The sequence below is a fragment of the Oceanospirillum linum genome (genome assembly GCF_001995095.2).
GTDB lineage: Bacteria > Pseudomonadota > Gammaproteobacteria > Pseudomonadales > Halomonadaceae > Oceanospirillum > Oceanospirillum linum.
Window position 1 is genome coordinate 217,066 of sequence record NZ_MTSD02000005.1, and the last position, 20,188, is coordinate 237,253.

Annotated in this window: 10 protein-coding genes and 1 pseudogene; 10 read left to right on the forward strand and 1 reads right to left on the reverse strand. The window is 48.2% G+C overall.

The genetic code is table 11. The features are described 5' to 3' along the window. Positions 1-108 precede the first annotated feature (108 nt). The 4 genes and pseudogenes from BTA35_RS18815 to BTA35_RS17760 all read left to right on the forward strand — a co-directional run. Entirely contained in the window at positions 109-801 is a 693-nt protein-coding gene (locus BTA35_RS18815) for an alkene reductase (protein ID WP_338013013.1), read from the forward strand. Positions 802-814: 13 nt separating this feature from the next. After that, positions 815-1,192 carry an oxidoreductase gene (locus BTA35_RS18820; protein ID WP_338013014.1) on the forward strand — a complete coding sequence of 126 codons (378 nt, stop codon included), beginning with the start codon at positions 815-817 and terminating at the stop codon, positions 1,190-1,192. Positions 1,193-1,240: 48 nt separating this feature from the next. Further along, positions 1,241-2,101 (forward strand): glutathione-dependent disulfide-bond oxidoreductase, encoded by an 861-nt coding sequence (gene yghU, locus BTA35_RS12675; RefSeq protein WP_078320171.1) that lies wholly within the window; start codon positions 1,241-1,243, stop codon positions 2,099-2,101. A 125-nt stretch (positions 2,102-2,226) separates the two neighbouring features. Then, positions 2,227-2,406: pseudogene (locus BTA35_RS17760) on the forward strand (IS30 family transposase); the annotation flags it as partial. 476 nt (positions 2,407-2,882) lie between these two features. Here the strand turns inward: BTA35_RS17760 and BTA35_RS12680 are convergent. Next, positions 2,883-3,812 carry a LysR family transcriptional regulator gene (locus BTA35_RS12680; protein ID WP_202931254.1) on the reverse strand — a complete coding sequence of 310 codons (930 nt, stop codon included), beginning with the start codon at positions 3,810-3,812 and terminating at the stop codon, positions 2,883-2,885. Between the two features lie 418 nt (positions 3,813-4,230). Here BTA35_RS12680 and BTA35_RS12685 point away from each other — a divergent pair, with 418 nt between their 5' ends. From BTA35_RS12685 to BTA35_RS12710, 6 genes are all read left to right on the forward strand, one after another. Next, complete coding sequence (locus BTA35_RS12685) at positions 4,231-6,744, forward strand: putative bifunctional diguanylate cyclase/phosphodiesterase (protein WP_078320172.1); 2,514 nt, start codon at positions 4,231-4,233, stop codon at positions 6,742-6,744. 502 nt (positions 6,745-7,246) lie between these two features. Continuing rightward, positions 7,247-9,559, forward strand: coding sequence for a TolC family protein (locus BTA35_RS12690; RefSeq protein WP_160055189.1), 2,313 nt, complete (start codon positions 7,247-7,249; stop codon positions 9,557-9,559). A 6-nt stretch (positions 9,560-9,565) separates the two neighbouring features. Beyond that, a complete protein-coding gene (locus tag BTA35_RS12695) occupies positions 9,566-11,209 on the forward strand; it encodes a LuxR C-terminal-related transcriptional regulator (RefSeq protein ID WP_078320174.1) in 1,644 nt (547 codons plus the stop codon). Positions 11,210-11,340: 131 nt separating this feature from the next. After that, positions 11,341-15,108 carry a peptidase domain-containing ABC transporter gene (locus BTA35_RS12700; protein WP_160055186.1) on the forward strand — a complete coding sequence of 1,256 codons (3,768 nt, stop codon included), beginning with the start codon at positions 11,341-11,343 and terminating at the stop codon, positions 15,106-15,108. Beyond that, complete coding sequence (locus BTA35_RS12705; protein ID WP_078320176.1) at positions 15,108-16,496, forward strand: HlyD family type I secretion periplasmic adaptor subunit; 1,389 nt, start codon at positions 15,108-15,110, stop codon at positions 16,494-16,496. Before BTA35_RS12700 ends, BTA35_RS12705 begins: the two co-directional genes overlap by 1 nt. A gap of 114 nt (positions 16,497-16,610) precedes the next feature. Further along, positions 16,611-20,188, forward strand: a 3,578-nt coding sequence (locus BTA35_RS12710; RefSeq protein ID WP_139363663.1) for an Ig-like domain-containing protein, incomplete at its 3' end; no start/stop codon positions are given.

Consider the following 20,188-nt stretch of genomic DNA (forward strand, 5'->3'; position numbering starts at 1 on the left):
TTTTGCTGTGCAAGCTTTATATGGCCAGATCTTTAAATCTCAATATTCGTATCCATCTGAAAGATATCTGAGTAAACAAATCAACTATTAGAGATTTTCGGAGCTGCTATGACTGATCTTTTTACACCGCTGAAACTGGGCGCGGTTGAAATAAAAAACCGTGTACTGATGGCTCCACTTACCCGCTGCCGTGCTGATGAAAACCATGTGCCGACGGATCTGATTGCTGAACATTACGCCCAGCGTGCTACTGGTGGCCTACTGATTGCCGAAGCCACGATGGCGATGGAGGGTAACTCTGCCTTCTGGCGTGAGCCGGGTATCTATTCTGAGGCCCAGGTTGCAGGCTGGAAAAAGGTCACCGATGCCGTACATGAAAAGGGTGGCAAAATCTTTCTGCAGATCTGGCACGGTGGTCGTGCTTGTCATCCGGTACTGAATGACGGCAAACAGCCGGTGGCTGCATCTGCCATTGCGATTACTAACGTAGATGTACATACGCCTGAAGGTAAAAAAGCGTACACCGAACCCCGAGTCCTTGAAGATGATGAGATTCCAGCGATTATTGAAGGCTTTGCTCAAGCTGCAGAGAATGCTAAACGGGCCGGCTTTGATGGTGTCGAAGTACATGGTGCCAATGGTTATTTACTGGATGGCTTTTTGCGGGATGGTGCAAATCATCGTGAAGGCCCCTATGGTGGTTCGGTTGAAAACCGCGCCCGTTTGTTGCTGGAAGTGATCGAGGCGGTCAGCAAGGTCTGGGGTGAGAACCGTGTAGGTGTGCGTTTGTCCCCCCCTTAATAGCTTTAACAGTATGAGTGACAGTGATCCGGTGGGGCTGGTTACCTGGTTATCGAAGAAGCTGAGTGACTATGATCTGGCTTATCTGCACCTGATGCGTGCTGATTTTATGGGGGAGCAGCCACTGGATGTGGTGACACCTGCCCGTGAGCATTATAAAGGTCATCTGATTGTGAATATGGGTTATAGCCCCCAGGAAGCACAGCATGTTGTGGCTGAAGGGATCGCTGATGCGGTGGCTTTTGGCGTGCCTTTTATTGCCAACCCGGATCTGCCTCGCCGTATAAAAGAAGGGGCTGAGCTGAATCAGGCTGACCCAAAAACCTTCTATACTCAGGCACGTGAAGGTTATAACGACTATCCGTTTCTTGAGGAACTGGCTCCTGTATAGGTGTCATACTGGTGTAAGCGGTCAAGCAGAAACGAACTGGAGAACATGATGAGCGACAGCACAAATACAGAGCCTACTAACATTTACACACCACCTAAAGTCTGGAAGTGGGAAGCGGGCAATGGCGGTAAGTTTGCCAATATTAACCGCCCGGTTTCCGGCGCGACCCATGAAAAAGCACTGCCCGTGGGAGAGCATCCTCTACAGGTTTACTCCCTGGCAACACCAAACGGCGTTAAAGTAACGGTTATGCTGGAAGAGTTGCTGGCACTGGGCTTTAAAGAGGCGGAGTATGATGCCTGGCTGATCGATATTACAGAGGGGGATCAGTTCAGTAGCGGTTTTGTTGAGATCAATCCGAACTCTAAGATTCCGGCGATGATGGATCATAGTGTTAGCCCGCCGCAACGGGTGTTTGAATCCGGTGCTATCTTATTGTATCTGGCGGAAAAGTTCGGCGCTTTTATCCCGAAAGATCCGGTTGCGAAAACGGAGTGTATGAACTGGGTGTTCTGGCAGATGGGTTCTGCTCCTTTTCTGGGCGGCGGTTTTGGGCATTTTTATGCTTATGCACCGGAGAAATTTGAATATCCGATCAATCGCTTCACCATGGAAGTGAAACGCCAGCTGGATGTACTGGATAAGCGCCTGGCGGATAACCCGTATCTGGCCGGTGAGGAATACAGTATCGCCGATATCCTGGTTTGGTCCTGGTATGGCGCGCTGGTACTGGGCCGCTTGTATGATGCCGCAGAGTTCCTTGACGTGGACAGCTATAAAAACGTGATGCGCTGGGCGAAAGCGATCGATCTGCGTCCGGCGGTTCAGCGTGGCCGTATTGTTAACCGCACCTGGGGTGAAACCTTTGAGCAATTGCGGGAGCGGCACAGTGCTGAGGATTTTATTTAGCCATGAAACTGCAGCCTAATAGTTATTAGGCTGGCTAGCAGCCAATTCTGAGTGCAACACCTAATCCAATATCGGATAAGGTGTTGTTATGACTTACAAAGAACTCAACATAGAGGAGCTCGCCACTATTCAGCCAATATTTACCGAAAGGAACAGATCTGTCAGTGCGTAGCCAGGAGCAGTTGGATGCGATTGCTTATGAGCTGAATATTAGGCCTCGGCAGCGTTTTAAATACCGCTGCCCAATTGCAGTGATAAGTGATGTGATGGCTCAGGGATATAATGACACCACATCAGTGCAATAGCGTGTTGCACTCAGAGTCTGCAACCGACATTCTTGATCAGGTCAGGACTTGTGAGTATTTATACTTTGGGTTTAGTGAGGAGTAGCGATTGCCTGTACGTAATAGGGAGGCCGTCGTCTTGTAGAAGATGTGGTTGTGATACTTCTGAGGTAAAGCAAGGCACAAACCCCCATATAATCAGCTTAGATAAGCTGTAACGCGGGCGGGCGAGAAGGATCTGTGCCTTGCTGTGTTACCTCAGATTACGAATCAGTACCGTTGCTTGTATAAAGCAAAAGCGTTTTCCGCATCAGCAACGTGTGTAAGAATGACGGATTAAATGATCAGGAAAAACAGGTTTTTTCGTTTCAATTGTCTGTTTTTTTCGATGATTGGTCGGTTTTACCCGTTTACCTGCCTCCCATCATAAAACCTTGTGATTTTTGTGGATCTTCTATCCCTATATTGATGAATAATCACCAGGAAGATAAATAAAATCATCTCTTTTTATCGGTAGTACCAGGCTCGGATGCGGCCAAAACTGCTTTTATACCAGGATGAATTGGGTCTGGTGTTCGGGTTACTGCATAATGGCTAACCGAAACCGACTGAATTTCACCGGCTTCTTCCACCAAATATTGTCGGCATACCTCGTCGGCAATAACGGAAGGAGCGGTAAATATCCCCATGCCTTCCCGGGCAAAAATTTTGATCAGAGCACTGTCATTAATTTCTGCCTGAACCTTCATATCAATCTTCTGCTGTTTCAACCAGAAGGAAAGTTCTGAAAACCACTGGGTATCCGTATCGTTGGTTAACAGGGGGTGCCCGTCCAGTGAGTAAGGAAAGCCACGGCGCAGACTCCAGGCCAGTCTTGGGGCTGCAAACATGGAAAGGGGAGAACTGAGCAGGTGCTTCGGGTGCAGGTCGCCAATACCTGTAGCGATCTCCGGTGTAATGGGTTGGTCGCTAATGACCAGGTCGAGGGTCTGTCGCTTCAGGCTGCGTAGCAGGTCGGGCAGATCCCCACTGACAATCTTTAATTGCAGCCGCTGCCCGCACTCAAGCGCAGGCTGAATAAGACGGTAAGCGATCATTTTGTGAACGGAAGCGGAAAAGCCCACAGAAAACCTGATTGGCTGGTTATCATCCGGGTTACGCAGTACCTGATCCAGCTCTCCGGCCAGTGCGAAAATTTTATTTGCGTAGTCTCTGACTTTTTCTCCCAGGGCTGTTAGCTTCAGACCACGGCCTTTACGGCTGAAAAGGGCACCGGTTTTAGCTTCAAAGGCGGAGAGTTGGCCGCTCAGGGTTTGTGGTGCCAGGTCCAGCTGGTCACTGGCTCTGGCGATAGAACCGGTTTCTGCAATAACCCAGAAATAATAGAGATGCTTCAGGTTCAGGTCTTTTAGCACGCCGTTATTCACTCAACTGCTCAGGGGGAGGTTTGCGCCGATTCTAAATAGTACATGCAGTGCTTTACCAGCTTTAATCCAAATCTTTAGCAAACGGCTGAGCGGAGCGCTGTAAGTCCGGGTTAATGCTTGTGCTGAATCGCTTTTTTTCCTGATGGTGTTTATTTCTTAATGTTGCAGCAGGTGGTGAATATGTTGAGGTTTTGTCATGGCTAAAGCCCGGGCATTATTTTTCTGGCAGACTGCCACAGAATTTCCTGGTGATAACCGCTGCGGTGTATAAAGTAATTGCCTGAAAGGTTATTTATATGGGGGCAGATGGGTATGGTACGATCAGGTGCTTTCATCTGCAGAGAAAAACGGGCCTTGCACTTAAATCTGACAAATCATGGCCTGTATCTATGGCTGAACATGGAGAATATGCTGACTGATGATCTTTGATGAAGATTCTGTTGTCCGCAAGAATGGACTGGCTAACCGTTTAGCATTTTGGGTGGCGATACTGACTGTTATCGTTATCACGGGCTTAGGCATCTATTTCGATTACTTTTTACGTACCAGTTTTCTGGATGCTACCCGAACCCGGATGGCTTACAGCTTTGAGCGTTTAAACTTTAATCTTTCTCAGATCGAATCAAGTCTGAGTGATGGTGTTGCTTTTCTTAAGGTTGATGAGTCGGCTTTGGCTTCTTTGAAGTTGATCAACCTTTATGATGATAAAAAGCACTATACAAGCTTTCTGCCGGATCAGGAGAAGAAAGCCTTAGCCCAGGAGTTGCTTAATAAGGTTAAGCTTTCCTTTAACGATTCCATCGTGCTTTATGGGCGCAAGATGGAAGTCATCGCTTATGTTGCCCGTGATGACACCAAAGGCTTCCATCTGAATGTTATTTCTTACAGAAAGGGTGAGCCTACGCTTTTCAGGCGCTATGAGTCTGATCTGCATTACTCAGAGGCACCCTTATCCCTTATGGATGTCGACGGGATTAATTACCAGCATGTGAACTTTTATCCGGATGAGGCCGTAGAGAATAATACTCACCTGACATTACATCGCTCGGGGGAGGGATTGACAATTACTTCACACCTGAGACTGTCAGACGAAAAGCCTAACAGCCCTATTGCCCATATTGAGATGTCCCGGGTATTAGATGGCGAGTACTTTACTGCCCTTTCCGGCAATATGAATCTTGATTTTATCCTTTCAGATCATCCCGCTGAAGGCGTCGAAAATATAGGGCCCCTGCGTGGTGACTCACAGGCATTCAGTGTTTTCGAAGGACCTGAGCGCTACTATAGCAGCATGTATCTGGATACCCTTAACGGACGAGTTTTTTTTAACGTTAGTATGCAGCGTCATCAGCTGACCAAGGTTTTGAGCCAGAATCGAATTCATCTGTTTGTACTTTTACTGGTTGCTGTCCTTTTTGCTCTTTTCTGGATTCGCTTTATTACAGTGCGTAGCCTGCGGCGTCCTCTGGATGCTTTGGTGGCTCAGATTCTCAAAATTCAGCAGTGTGATTACTCACCAACTCAGGTGCTTGAGAGCCGTGACGAGTTACAGCAGGTGTCTGAGAGTATTAACGTACTGGCCAGTACTGTTCGGGATCGGGAGTGCTCTCTGACGAAATCCCAGAAGGAGCTGAAGTATCTGTCGGATCATGATGTGCTGACCGGCCTGTTTAACCGCCGTTTCTGGTCGCGCTTTCTGGATGAGTCCCTTAAAAAAGCAGGCCAATTACACAGCTCTGCAGCAGTACTCTTTATTGATCTGGACCAGTTCAAAGAGGTGAACGATATTCAGGGGCATGATGTCGGCGATAAATTACTACAGGCGGTTGCCTCGCGGTTGGAGTGTAGCCTTTCGGTAAATGAAACCCTGGCCCGTATCGGTGGCGATGAGTTTAATCTGTTGATTGAGAATCTTCGCTCAGCAGAAGATGCCAGAACAGTCGCATGCAGAATTATAAGGTTATTCAGTCACCCTTTCATTGTCGGTGAACAGCAGATTAATATCTCTGCAAGCATTGGTATAACGCTCTTCCCTGAAGATGGGCAGGATAGTATTACTCTGACGAAGTATGCTGACCTTGCAATGTATAAAGCTAAGGAAAACGGCCGGAACAGCTTCTGCTTTTTCTCGAAAGAGTTGTCCGCACAGGTTAATGCAAAAGCTGAGTTGGCCAGTGCACTGCGGCACGCGCTGAAAGATTTTTCTGAGTTTGAGCTGTATTACCAGCCTAAGGTTTCTGCTGATACCGGTAAAGTGGTCGCTGTTGAGGCTTTGATTCGCTGGCATCACCCATGTCTGGGTCTGGTTTCCCCGGCCCGGTTTATCCCTCTTGCGGAAGAGCTTGGCCTTATTGTCCCGTTAGGCGAGTGGGTGCTGGAGCAAGGGTGTCAGGATTATATGAGGCTGTGCGAATTAGGAATCAGATTGGATCATATTAGTATTAACGTATCTAATGTTCAGCTTGATGATGATGCATTCCCTTCCACTCTTGACCGGGTTCTGCGGGAGAGCGGAATTATCCCGGATGCGTTGGAGCTGGAAATTACAGAGAGTTATATCGCCCGACAGCCAGGGCAGGCACGGGAGCGACTGCAGTATTTTCGTGATAGAGGTGTTCGTCTTGCGGTAGATGATTTTGGTACGGGTTATTCCGCAATGAATACATTGCAGAGCATGCCGGTAACACGAATTAAGATCGATAAATCTTTTGTGGATGGACTACCCTGTGATAGTAATAGCGTTGCTTTAACCCGCGCTGTTGTCAGTCTTGCAAAGAACTTTAAACTGGCTCTGACTGCGGAAGGGGTTGAGACAGCTGCGCAACTGGATTTTCTGTCGGCAGAGAAGTGCGATGAAGTTCAGGGGTTCTACTTTTCCATGCCCGTTACATTTGACCATCTGATAACCTACTGCCGGGACAATAAGGCTTAAACTTCGGTACGCAGCAGCTCAGTGTCTGATGGTTTTTAAATTTGTATCAGTGCTTTTCCGGGGGCGGATAGATCAGATGTTCACTCTGGTGAGGGTGTTTTTTTCCTTTATAATCAGCTAGCTGCATGCCGGCGGTTGATGTAGAGGCTAAGAATGTCACCTTTGGTCAGAATGCATATGTATCTGCAGAGTTTTTCTTTTGTTACATTTATTAACAAATGCCTTGGCACTGTATATACTCAAGTTCATTCAAGAATGGCAGTGATCTGTATTTTTGAGTTTAATTTATTTAAACGTCTCTGATGGCTTGTTAATTGCTTTTAACTTAGCGCTGACAGGCTCCTGAATCATGGCGCTCAATTGGCTGAGTTAAGATTAGGTCTCAGATACACAGGTATGTGAACTACGTTTTTAAACGTTTTGGGGTTCGTTTGTGCTAGTGCGTAACTATTTGCTCATTCTCTTTCTATTTATTGCTGGCTGTTCCTCTGTGCCAGGCGATTTGAGTGATGATATTGTTGCTGTTCCAGAGCTGGCCGACGATGTTTCATCGGTGAGCAATGATGCTCCGTTTGAGCGAAAAGCACCTTCTATCCATGTCCCAAATGGTGAGGCTTTTAACCTTTGGTGGCGCTACACCGGCAATAAAGAGCTGGAGTGGCTGATCGACCGGGCGATTACGAACAGTCAGGCCCTGCAGATATCAGCGCAGCGTGTTGTGCAGGCTAAAGCCAGGGCGGTACAGGCTGGGGCCGGTAGTATGCCTTCAGTTACGGCTCAGGCCAGCTACCAGGCAGAAGCCCCTGAAGATGGTTTGGGGACGGTTCCTGTTGGTGGTGATATCAATACCTCAGAAGAATTTGAGGTTGGGCTCAGTGGTAGCTACAGCCCTGACCTGTGGGGGCAAAGAAGTGCCTTGCGTTCTTCCGCTGAGCTAAAGTTAAAACAGGCCGTTTTTCAGTATGATGCTCAGCTGCTTGAGCTTATTTCTCAGCTGTCCAAAAGCTACTTTCAATATTTGTCTTTAAACGACCGCATTCTGAATACCCGTGAAACAGAAAAAGTTCTGACTTCGATGCTGCTGGCTATGGAGGACAGGTATGAGCAAGGGGATGCTACCGTTGTTGAAATGCAGATTCAGAGATCCGCTGTTTTTAACTCCAAAGTTCGTCTTCCGACACTGCTTAAAGAACGCGATCAACTTAGCTATCAGATAGCTCGTTTGGTGGGGGTTGCCCCAGGCTATTTACAGCTTACAAATGAGGGACTGGAAAGCGTTGCATTGCCATCAGGTGTGTCTGGTATCTCAACGGAATATATATTGCGCCGTCCCGATATCCGAGCGATTGAGTCTGGGATGTTAGCGGCAGATGCCGACCTTGATGTTGCCCGTAAAGCACTCTTGCCGGGGTTAACGCTGACGGCGGATCTGAGTTCCGGATCTTTGAATCCAGCCGATCTTTTTCAGCCGAACACTTTGATTTGGAGCACATTAGCGACGCTGAGCGCTACTGTTTTTGACGGCGGCGCTAAGGAACAGGAGGTTAAGTATGCCCAGTCTGTGCGTAATGAGCTGGTTGAGTCCTATGTGGACACCGTTTTTGATGGCCTGCTTGCTGCCCGAACGGCGGTAACCGAGCTTGAATTTAGCGGTGAGCGTCTGGCGATGCAGCGTGAGTCTGCCAAGGCAGCAAAAGTTGCCCAGAACTATGGTTTTGAATCCTACTCTGTGGGTGGTATCGACTTTCTGACGTATTTGGATTCGATGCAATCTTATCAGGATCGCCAGGACAATCTGCATCAATTAGAGCTTGAATATTATCAGGCCTTTGTTGATTTTTACTCTGCTCTGGGTGGCGGAATTCCTTATCGGGATATCTCCGGAGACAGTGAGGTATACGCAGGTCAGCAAGTGTCAGATATTGCTATGCTCTCACCGGCTACTGTGAGTAAAACTAAGTACAAGCAAACGGGGTGGCTTAAAGAACCTGGGTTGATGAAGCAAAGCCCTTGGTTGGTTAAGCTGACTGGCGTTTATGATTATTTTGCAGTGGAAGCCCTGATGAGGGATCTTCCTCGGCGCTATGAAACGCTCGCTCCGGCAGAGTCTGTTTTGATTGAAGTCATTGATGTTGGCTTGCCGGCTGAAGATACGTCGGCATCGGTGTCTGATGCTGTTTGGTACGCGGTCAATTTTTCAGGCTTTTCTTCAGAAGAAGAAGCTCAGCAGTGGTGTCAGATGCTTCGCCGGAACCAGCAGCGATGCGTTGTTTATCAGCCCGAAGAAAACTTCCGGTATGCAGCATTATTTGATGTTGAAGAAACTGAAAAGCGCTCCTATCAGGCCGGGGAGTCGATACTGGCAAAACGGCACAAAGCAGAGCATGTGGCTGAGAACACTCCTTTAAGGACTTCTTCAGGAGGGATACCTCTGGGCCAGATGTACTCCTTGCTTAAAATTGAGCAAGGGCATGCTTGGTTAATTGGTAATCGCTCATACCGTGTCTGGCGTTTTCCTGTGGGTGCGCGGCTTGCCTATGATGGTAAGCTGAAAAGCGTTAATCCGAACCGGGCTGTTGTTAGCTTTGATAATAGGGATTACTTGCTTCGCCCTCTTTATAAAGTCGAGAGCGTTGAATCTGGTGCAGAGGGTAATCTTTTTGCACGCCTTCGCTGGGGTGGTCCAAGTGGAGAGATTTATTATCATCGGGAAGGTGACCGTCTATACGGAAAAGGCCGTATTGAGTCTATAACTGAAAATCGTGTAGATGTTCGTTGGGGTGGCAAGTTGATTTCCTTGCCCGTCATGGAGTGACCGGATATGACGAATAGAGCTTCTGCAGAGCTATCTGCAATGGATGAGTTAACACCGAGGCAGCATCAGATTCTGAAACTGATGCAGCAGGGTAAGGTTAATAAAGAGATTGCCCGTGAGCTGGATATTAGCCTTGGCACAGTGAAGCAGCACCTGGTAGCTATATTCAGAAAGCTTAATGTTCAGAACCGGACAATGGCTGTAGCTCGTCTGGCGGAGTTTAAAGACCAATCGGGTTTTGATCAGGTATTTTCTGGTGAGACCTTGATGGCGATGCGCCCCTGTATTGTTTTAAGCCTGAAAATAGATAATGGACAGTCAAGAGCTGCGCGTAAACGATTCCATACCTGCTTGTCAGAAATGGCTTTTGACTGTAATGCTTTCTTTATAAGTCGTGAAGAGGGTGAAGGGGATCTTATTTTTGGCCTGAAAAGATCCTCAGCCCAAGATATGAGACTGGCAACGCTTGTCGCTGACTATGTCAGCCGGGTTATGAATAGTTATGTTGGCCAGGCCCCGTCTTTGTTGCCTGGTGAACCGGTGCTTAGTGGGGCCATTGTCGCTGGCCTTATTAATATCAGCCAAAACCGCTTTGGCGGCTGGTCCGGTGATACAGTCGGCAGTCATGTTCTGACCTGGGGGCATCGCTTACGGGATAGTGCACCCAATGGATATCTGGTTATAGACCAGCCAGTTCAGGATGTTATGAAGGCGTTTGACCTGACAATGCCGAATGGTGTACCTGACCAGTTAGCGTTCTCGGATATTTCTACGCTTAATGACTGGGATGTTCGGACAGATAAACCTTTGGTAGGCAGAGAAAGCGAGTTTTCTGAGGTTGAGAAGCTTCTTGCCGGCGACTTCAATATTCTTATTGTTGAGGGCGAGAATGGTATAGGTAAGTCCCGGTTGTGTCGTGAGGCAGCAAGGAAGGCGATCAGTCAAAAGTACTTTCTGTCCTATGTTCGGGTTTTGCCTACGGGATATCTTGATAGTGCAAACAATGGTTACTATGACCAGTGGCAGGATGTTGTGCAGGCATTGCCGGACAATACCCCTGTTTTGGTTGTTATTGATGAAGCACATCATCTTGCTGATGAAGGTTGTGCAGATCTGACTGCTTATATGAATCATTTGCCTAAGCATCATAAAGTTATTGTCAGTGGGCGTCAGTCCCAGGTCTATGCCTTTGACCCATCTATTGAACTGCTCGTCCGCAAGGTGCACCTTCAACGTCTTTCTCAGTCTGATCTGGATACTTTTTTCAGTAGTGCTGATGTCAGCCCTGAGCTTGCTGAACGTTGTCGCGGTATTCCTCTGTTTGCCAGGGAGTTGGCTCTGAATGAGCCAGGCACAATCTCCTTTGCTCTTTTGGTTACTGTAGCCTCCCGTATTGATAAATTCCGTGTTGACTGGAAGCTCCTGTACTGTGTGGCTTCCCATAAAGAAAGTGTTTCTCTGATTCGCCTGTCAGAATTGATGTGCGATGACTTTGCTTATATCAAAGCAGCAGTCAACCGGGCTGTTGCATTGGGGGTTCTGTCTCTCGATGGAACGCGGACCAGCTTTAGACATCCTTTGGTTAAAGATGTTGTCCACTACCTGTTTAAGCCAAATCAACATTCCGACGTAGTAAGTAGAGCTTCATGAGTCAGAATCAAAATAAATTATTTTCCAGGCAGCAAAACTCAGGTACCGGATATACCCCGAAAACTGAGATAAAAGGTATACGGTCATTGCGCAAAATATTGGCGTCAAGTGATGTACGGCGCCTTATTCCCGTGATCGTTCTTACCTCTTTGATGACCAATGTGCTTGCTTTGGCTTTGCCGTTAGGCATGTTACAGATTTTTGATCGGGTGTTAAAAAACCAGTCGATAGATACCTTGGTTGTTCTGACCATAGGTATTGTGATGATGATGTTGCTTGAGGAGTTGCTCAAAGGTATTAACACGACGGTTACAAACTGGCTTGGTGCCCGCTTTAAGCACAGAGCCAGTATGCAGGTATTAAACAAGCTGTTTCAGATTCCTATGCGCCTGTTCAGCAAAGAAGAGCCTGGTGCATATGCTGAAAAAATGCAGACGGTATCAAAGGTTGCTGATGTTTATTCCGGCAGCGCCCTTTTGGTTCTGTTAGATCTTCCCTTTGTCTTTATCTTTTTAGGGGCTATCTGGCTTATTGCCGGAGAGCTCGTCATTGTTCCTCTTTTGCTGATGTTGGTTTTTCTGGTTGCAGTTATCTTTTTCGGTCGTTGGATGTATAAGCAAATTATCATGCGGGATACCAACGACGAGCGCCGGATAAGCTTTTTAACGGAAGTTTTAGCGGGTTTGCTCTCAGTTAAAACGATGTCGCTTGAAAGTATTATGCAGCGCAGGTACGAGCGCCTGAAGGAGAATAGTGCTTCCCAGGGAGAGCGGTTATTCTTTGGTAACAACTTTGCAAATAATCTGGGCAGCGTTATGTCTCAGGTTATGATTGTTCTTGTGATTTTTTTCGGAGCCGTGCTTGTTCTTGATGGTGATATGAGCTTCGGGGCGCTTGCTGCATGCATGATGTTATCGGTAAGGGCATTACAGCCGCTGCAAAAAGCGCTGAGTACCTGGCTTCGCTATCAGGCCTTTATAGCCGGGGATAAACGGCTTAGCGCTGTATTATCGATGCCTGGTGATCATGAGGTTGGGCTGGCACCTCTGTCTGGTGTTTATAATGAGCTGACCCTTGATAATATTTCCCTGGGTAGTGAGACTGACGATGGGACAACATACCTTTTCAAAAACCTTAATCTGAGGGTTACTAAAGGCCAGTGCATCGCGATCCGTGGCGACAGTGGTAGTGGTAAGACAACGCTTCTGTCTCTGATTAATGGTATTGAGAAGCCGGATTCTGGTCAGGTTCTGGTTGATGGTGAGAAGATTACTGCATACCAGTCTGAGACGGTTCGTCAGAAGATTGCCATGCTGCCACAGCAGGGTACGGTCTTTGTTGGCTCTATCCTGGAAAACCTGACAATGTTCGAGCCCAGCCGGGAAGCACGGGCATTGGAGATCTCTGAACAGATCGGCCTGGATATGGTTGTTGCTGGTATGAAGCAGGGGTATCAGACTCCTCTTGGTGAAAATGCCAGTGAGATTTTACCCATGGGGGTTCGCCAGCTGATCGCTATTGTACGGGCTTTGGCTTACGACCCTGATGTTGTGCTTTTTGATGAAGCTAACAGTGCCCTGGATTTTGAGGGTGATAAAAAGCTGCGTCACTATCTGGAGTCCCGCAAAGGTGATCTGACCATCATTATGGTGGCTAACCGACCATCTATGGTGAAGTTGGCTGATACGATCTATCGTATTCAGGGGGGCAAGCTGGTTTCAGATGATGGTGAGTTTACGTTTGCCCGTCATGCGCATGAGGATACAGGGGCAAGTCGCCCTGCTGCCGACAACGCAATGGAATCTGTGATCGGAACCCGTGTCTTTAATGAGTCTGATTTGTCGCGCTGTCTTCTGCCTCTGGCAAGATATCTGGGATGGGGCGGCAGTGTGCGTGAGTTTGCTCAATCGCTTCCTCATCTGGCTGATCATATCGATTTATCATATTTCTTTGGCGCTATGGTTAATATGGGCTTCAAAGCCCGTTTTTACGGCAATAATTTCAAACAGTTTGATAATCGCCTGCTTCCCTGCATTTTTGTTCCTGACCAGAAGCCTGCGCTTGTAGTCCTTGAAGTGCTTTCAGACGGTGATTTCCGGGTATTTAACAGTCAGACAAATGAAGAAGAGATCCATAAATCATTGCCAGAGGGTAAAGGTGAAATCTATATTTTTCAGCCGTTGCCACCGGATGAAGAGCAAAGTAAGCGCCCTTGGGTTCGGGAGCTTTTCTGGAAATTTCGCAAGCATTTGAGTCTGGTCTTTCTGATTACGCTTCTCAGCACAGGCTTGGCGATTGCGCCTTCTCTTTTCGTGCGCTCCGTTTTTGATACAGTTTTGCCTACCGGTGATATTGTGATGGGAGCTTATCTGCTCTTTGGTGTTGGTTTGGCAATCAGTCTCGGCTGGTTTCTGAATACTCTCAGAGGGAAGCTGCTGGCGTATATCGGAGGGCGTATCGAATATATTCTGGGTAGCAGTATCTTTGAGCGTGTACTTCGTTTACCAACCTCTTCACTGAATGGCGTTTCTGTTAGTCGTCAGATTAGCCGAATTAAAAGCCTGGAGCGCCTGAGAGAACTATTTTTAGGGCCCCTTGTCACTCTGTTTTTTGATCTGCCAGCCAGTATTATTCTGCTTGTGGTTATCTTTTTGATTAACCCGTGGGCTGGGGCTGTAATGCTGGTATCTATTTTTGCATTTTTTGTGCTTTTGCTTCTGACCCGCCCTCTTGTGGATCGTGCTTCAGAGTTAGCATCTGAATCTTCAGGCAAAAAAAGTGAGTTGGTGGATGAGTCGTTGGGCAAGATGCGCGGCCTTCGTATTCTTGGTGGACAGACTGTCTGGATGAAGCGTTTCCGCGATATTAGCGGTACATCGGCTCATACCGGTTTCAGCGAGCAGCAGACTCAGCAGAAAATTTCTGCGATATCTCATCTTATTGGTAGCCTGACAGGGTTAGCGATTTTGGTAACGTCCGCTTATATGGTCATTCTCCAGGCGATTACTCCGGGGACCATCATGGCGACCATGATTCTGACCTGGAGGCTTATTTCGCCACTACAGAATCTCTTTAATGCGCTAAGCAGTTGGTCGCGTATATCCACTAATATGTTCCAGGTTAACCAGTTAATGAAGCTGGCCCAGGAAAGTGATGGGCATAACCCGGAGGCGAACCGTTTCGTCAATAAAGGTGCGATCGATTTTAATCGTGTTTCATTCCGGTATGCCGCTCACCTGGACCCTGTTTTACTGGGTGTCACCTTTAAAGTTCCTTCAGGTAAGTTACTGGGTATTACCGGCCCTGATGGTGCAGGCAAGTCCACTCTACTGGCTTTGATTAGCCGTTTACACTCGCCACAGGCAGGGTCATTGCGTATTGATGCCATTGATACCCGTCAGATAGATGCAGAATACCTGCGGTCGATCATCAGTTATATGCCGCAGAACTGTGATATTTTCTACGGTACTGTTGCGCAGAATTTACGTTTGGCACACCCCGCAGCGACAGAGGAAGAGCTGTGGTGGGCTATTGATATGGCTGGGTTGACCCAGGATGTTAAGCGGATGGAGCAAGGTATCAATACCCGAATTTCCGATTCCAGCTCTGATGAGATGTCGAATGGATTTCGTCAGCGGCTTTCTTTGGCCCGAACAGTCCTTAAACCATCCTCTATTGTTCTGCTTGATGAACCTGGTAACGGAATGGATGATGCTGGTGATGAAGCCTTAATGCGCTGTATTAACTGGCTTAGAGGACGGGTTACATTGGTTATGGTTACACCACGGCCAAGTCATTTGAGAGACGCCGACCATATTCTATATATGGAAAACGGCACAGTTACAGCGCGCGGTAGTTACGCCGAAATTGAAGACAAAATTATGGCAGGATTGAACTAATGTCCGGTAAATCCAAAGAACAAGAGCGTAAGGCTCAGGTCGGCGAATATACAAATAACCTCAGTGCTGAACTCTCACTGGGTTCCAGGCAGCGTCGGCTATTATCAGAAACCATTCAGGTTGAAGATGAACTCATACCATCTTATGCCAAACCAGTGCTGTATTTGGTTATTCTTATGGTGATAGCTTTTTTTGCCTGGGCATCGGTTACGCAGTTAACGGAGGTTACCTCTGCGCCCGGAGAGATTATTCCTTCTGGTCAGATTAAGGTTGTTCAGCATCTCAGTGGTGGCACGGTTTCAGAAGTTTTAGTGGAGGAGCGTGTTCTGGTTCAGGCCGGGGATATTCTGGTTAAGCTCGATGATTCGAGAGCTTTATCTGATCTGAGGCAAATCGAAGGTCGCCTTGCTTCGTTAAAGCTCCGCGCTGAGCGCCAGGAGGCTTTTGTTGTCGGACGTGAACCTGACTTCAGTGCTTACGAGGCTGATTACCCTTCTATGGTAGCGGTTCAGAAACAGCAGTTTAAGAATCAGCTTCAGGTGCGTGAATCTACTCTGGATGTACTGAATCAGCAGATAAAGCAGCGTGAATCACGCATGGAGCAGTTGAGCAAGTCACTTGAGGCTGCCCGGGAGCATAGTAATCTGACTGAGCAGATGCTGACTATGCGCCAGAATATGGCTGAAAAGCGCCTTATTACCCGTATAACATTGCTTGAAACTGAGCGGGCTGCAGTAACTGCTCGTGGTGAAGAAGCGCGTATTCTGAAAGAAATGGATCTTATTCAGCAGGAGCTGGCGGAGTCGAAAAGTCGTTTCTATGAAACACAGAATCAGATTTTGCAGGAGCCTTTGGATCAGTTGGATCAACTGGAAGCTCAGATTGCAGAAACTCAGGAAGAGCTAAGTAAGGTGCAAAGCCGCCTGGATGAGCTGTGGGTTAAGGCACCATCCAATGGTTTAGTCTTTAATCTTGGTGTTAACAATCCGGGTCAGGTTGTTCAACCCGGATCGGTGTTGATGCAGATTGTGCCTGATGATGTTGAGCTGGAGGCCGAGGTGCGTATCTCGCCGGATGATATTGGTTATGTTCGTCCTGGTCAGAATGTAAATATCAAAGTAAGCAGTTATGATTTTGCAAGATACGGGTATGCCAAGGGTAAATTAGATCGTGTTTCAGCATTTAGTACCCTGGATGAATCTGAGCAGCCTTATTTTAAAGGCTGGGTCACTTTGGATAAAAATTACCTGGGTAGTGAGAACACGCGTTTTCCTTTGATGCCCGGTATGGTGGTGTCTGCAGATATTTTAACTGGCGACAAAACACTACTTGCCTATCTGGCAGACCCGATTACTAAAGGGTTGTCTAATAGTTTTGATGAACGCTAGTTCATTCCTGTCATTAAATATATAACTTTTGGTCAGCTGCTATTCAGTAGCTGGCCTTTTATTATGTAAGGGTTAAAGTTCGAATGTGATATCTAAAATCTGAGGTATTAAATCATGGCAGATCAAAACAGCAATCCGAAAGAGTCGGGTATTAAGGAAGATACAGGTGCTCAGGGAACCTCTGATGAGGCTCTGCTGTTTGATGAGGCAACGGTTCTCAGCCGCGAGGAAGAAGGCGAGCAAAAAGACCCTAGCCGTATTGATACCTCAGAGATTAAGGGGAGTACTCCGGAATCCGGTAACGAAAATATCCAGACTGTTGTGCCGGAACAGGGGGATAGCCAGAGATCCAGTTATGCCGAAGGGCTTATTAAGCAGGATGAGCTTTCAGAGCAGATTAGGCCAACAGAAAGTGATGCAGAAATCCTGCTCCCTGACTCTGAGCTTAGTGAGGGAACCCAGCTTAATGTCAGCGAGCAGATCACCTCTCCGGGAAATGCTCTGTTTGAACCTCAGGGTTCTGATCCCCAATCACCAGATATCTCTTCTGATGCCACTTTGAGTGATTTTATTACTCCGCTGGATTCTTCTCAGGCTGCGTCTGTTGCAGCTGTACAGAGTGATGGCAACACTGCAGAGCCAGAGCCAGAGCCAGAGCCAGAGCCAGAGCCAGAGCCAGAGCCAGAGCCAGAGCCAGAGCCAGAGCCAGAGCCAGAGCCAGAGCCAGAGCCAGAGCCAGAGCCAGAGCCAGAGCCAGAGCCAGAATTACCACCGGTCAACGCTTCCATCACCATCGATACCATCGCCGGTGATGATGTTCTGAACGCAGACGAAGCGGATCAAGAGTTCACGTCCGTAACCGGTACTGTCGGCGGTGATGTAAAAGCCGGTGATGAGGTCACGCTAACCGTTAACGGTGAAACTTATACCGGTGCGGTTACCGATGATGGTAACCGCAATCTGACCTATAGCATCCCGGTTAAAACCGATGATCTGGAAGCGGACAACAGTATCGATGCCTCGGTTACGGCCACCGATGCCGCGGGCAACAGTAAAACCGCCACCGCGGACCGCGATATCTCCGTGGATACCGAGATCAATGCCTCCATCACCATCGATACCATCGCCGGTGATGATGTTCTGAATGCCGAAGAAGCGGATAAAGAGTTCACGTCCGTAACCGGTACAGTGGGCGGCGATGTAAAAGCCGGTGATGAAGTCACGCTAACCGTTAATGGCGAAACCTATACCGGTGCGGTTACCGATGATGGTAACGGCAATCTGACCTACAACATCCCGGTTAAAACCGATGATCTGGAAGCGGACAATAGTATCGATGCCTCTGTCACCGCAACGGACAGTGCCGGTAATAGCCAAACCGCCACCGCGGACCGCGATATCTCCGTGGATACTGAGATCAACGCTTCCATCACCATCGACACCATCGCCGGTGATGATGTACTGAACGCGGAAGAAGCCGATAAAGAATTTACCTCCGTAACCGGTACAGTGGGCGGTGATGTAAAGGCCGGTGATGAAGTTACGCTAACCGTTAATGGCGAAACCTATACCGGTGCGGTTACCGATGATGGTAACGGCAATCTGACCTACAGCATCCCGGTTAAAACCGATGATCTGGAAGCGGACAACAGTATCGATGCCTCGGTTACGGCCACCGATGCTGCAGGCAATAGTAAAACCGCCACCGCGGATCGTGATATCTCCGTGGATACCGAGATCAACGCTTCCATTACCATTGATACCATTGCCGGTGATGATGTTCTGAATGCAGACGAAGCGGATCAAGAGTTCACGTCCGTAACCGGTACAGTGGGTGGTGATGTAAAAGCCGGTGATGAAGTCACGCTAACCGTTAATGGCGAAACCTATACCGGTGCGGTTACCGATGATGGTAACGGCAATCTGACCTACAGCATCGCGGTTAAAACGGATGATCTGGAAGCCGACAACAGTATCGATGCCTCGGTTACCGCCACAGATGCCGCAGGCAATAGCCAAACCGCCACCGCGGATCGTGATATCTCCGTGGATACCGAGATCAATGCCTCCATCACCATCGACACCATCGCCGGTGATGATGTTCTGAATGCAGAAGAAGCCGATAAAGAGTTCACCTCCGTAACCGGTACTGTCGGCGGCGATGTAAAAGCCGGTGATGAAGTCACGCTAACGGTTAACGGCGAAACCTATACCGGTAATGTTGTAGAGAACACTGCTGGTGACCTGACCTACAGCATCCAGGTTAAAACCGATGATCTGGAAGCCGACAACAGCATTGATGCTTCTGTCACCGCAACGGACAGTGCAGGCAACAGTAAAACCGCGGAAGCTGAACGCACCCTTGATGTGGATACCGAGATCAACGCTTCCATCACCATCGACACCATCGCCGGTGATGATGTTCTGAATGCCGAAGAAGCGGATAAAGAGTTCACGTCCGTAACCGGTACTGTCGGCGGTGATGTAAAAGCCGGTGATGAAGTTACTCTGACCGTTAATGGTGAAACTTATACCGGTAACGTTGTAGTGAACGCCTCTGGTGATCTGACTTATAGCATCGACGTCAAAACGGATGATCTGGAAGCGGATAACAGCATTGATGCGTCGGTTACCGCAACGGACAGTGCAGGCAATAGTAAAACTGCAGAAGCTGAACGTACCCTTGATGTGGATACCGAGATCAATGCTTCCATCACCATCGATACCATCGCCGGTGATGATGTTCTGAATGCAGACGAAGCGGATAAAGAGTTCACGTCCGTAACCGGTACTGTCGGCGGTGATGTAAAAGCCGGTGATGAAGTGACTCTGACGGTTAACGGTGAAACTTATACCGGTAACGTTGTAGAGAACGCCTCTGGCAATCTGACCTACAGCATCCCGGTTAAAACGGATGATCTGGAAGCGGATAACAGCATTGATGCCTCGGTTACCGCAACGGACAGTGCCGGTAATAGTAAAACCGCGGAAGCTGAACGTACCCTTGATGTGGATACTGAGATCAACGCTTCCATCACCATCGATACCATCGCCGGTGATGATGTTCTGAACGCGGAAGAAGCGGATCAAGAATTTACCTCCGTAACCGGTACCGTGGGCGGTGATGTAAAAGCCGGTGATGAAGTCACGCTAACCGTTAACGGTGAAACTTATACCGGCGCGGTTACCGATGATGGTAACGGCAATCTGACCTACAGCATCCAGGTTAAAACCGATGATTTGGAAGCCGACAACAGTGTTGATGCGTCGGTTACCGCCACAGATGCCGCAGGCAATAGCCAAACCGCCACCGCGGACCGCGATATCTCCGTGGATACCGAGATCAGCGCTTCCATCACCATCGATACCATCGCCGGTGATGATGTTCTGAACGCGGAAGAAGCGGATCAAGAATTTACCTCCGTAACCGGTACCGTGGGCGGTGATGTAAAAGCCGGTGATGAAGTCACGCTAACCGTTAACGGTGAAACTTATACCGGCGCGGTTACCGATGATGGTAACGGCAATCTGACCTACAGCATCCAGGTTAAAACCGATGATTTGGAAGCCGACAACAGTGTTGATGCGTCGGTTACCGCCACAGATGCCGCAGGCAATAGCCAAACCGCCACCGCGGACCGCGATATCTCCGTGGATACCGAGATCAGCGCTTCCATCACCATCGATACCAT

Excerpts from the sequence above, each read along its gene's own strand:
- BTA35_RS18815 (WP_338013013.1), top strand. The coding sequence starts at position 109 with ATGACTGATCTTTTTACACCGCTGAAACTGGGCGCGGTTGAAATAAAA.
- BTA35_RS18820 (WP_338013014.1), top strand. The coding sequence starts at position 815 with ATGAGTGACAGTGATCCGGTGGGGCTGGTTACCTGGTTATCGAAGAAG.
- yghU (WP_078320171.1), top strand. The coding sequence starts at position 1,241 with ATGAGCGACAGCACAAATACAGAGCCTACTAACATTTACACACCACCT.
- BTA35_RS12685 (WP_078320172.1), top strand. The coding sequence starts at position 4,231 with ATGATCTTTGATGAAGATTCTGTTGTCCGCAAGAATGGACTGGCTAAC.
- BTA35_RS12695 (WP_078320174.1), top strand. The coding sequence starts at position 9,566 with ATGACGAATAGAGCTTCTGCAGAGCTATCTGCAATGGATGAGTTAACA.
- BTA35_RS12705 (WP_078320176.1), top strand. The coding sequence starts at position 15,108 with ATGTCCGGTAAATCCAAAGAACAAGAGCGTAAGGCTCAGGTCGGCGAA.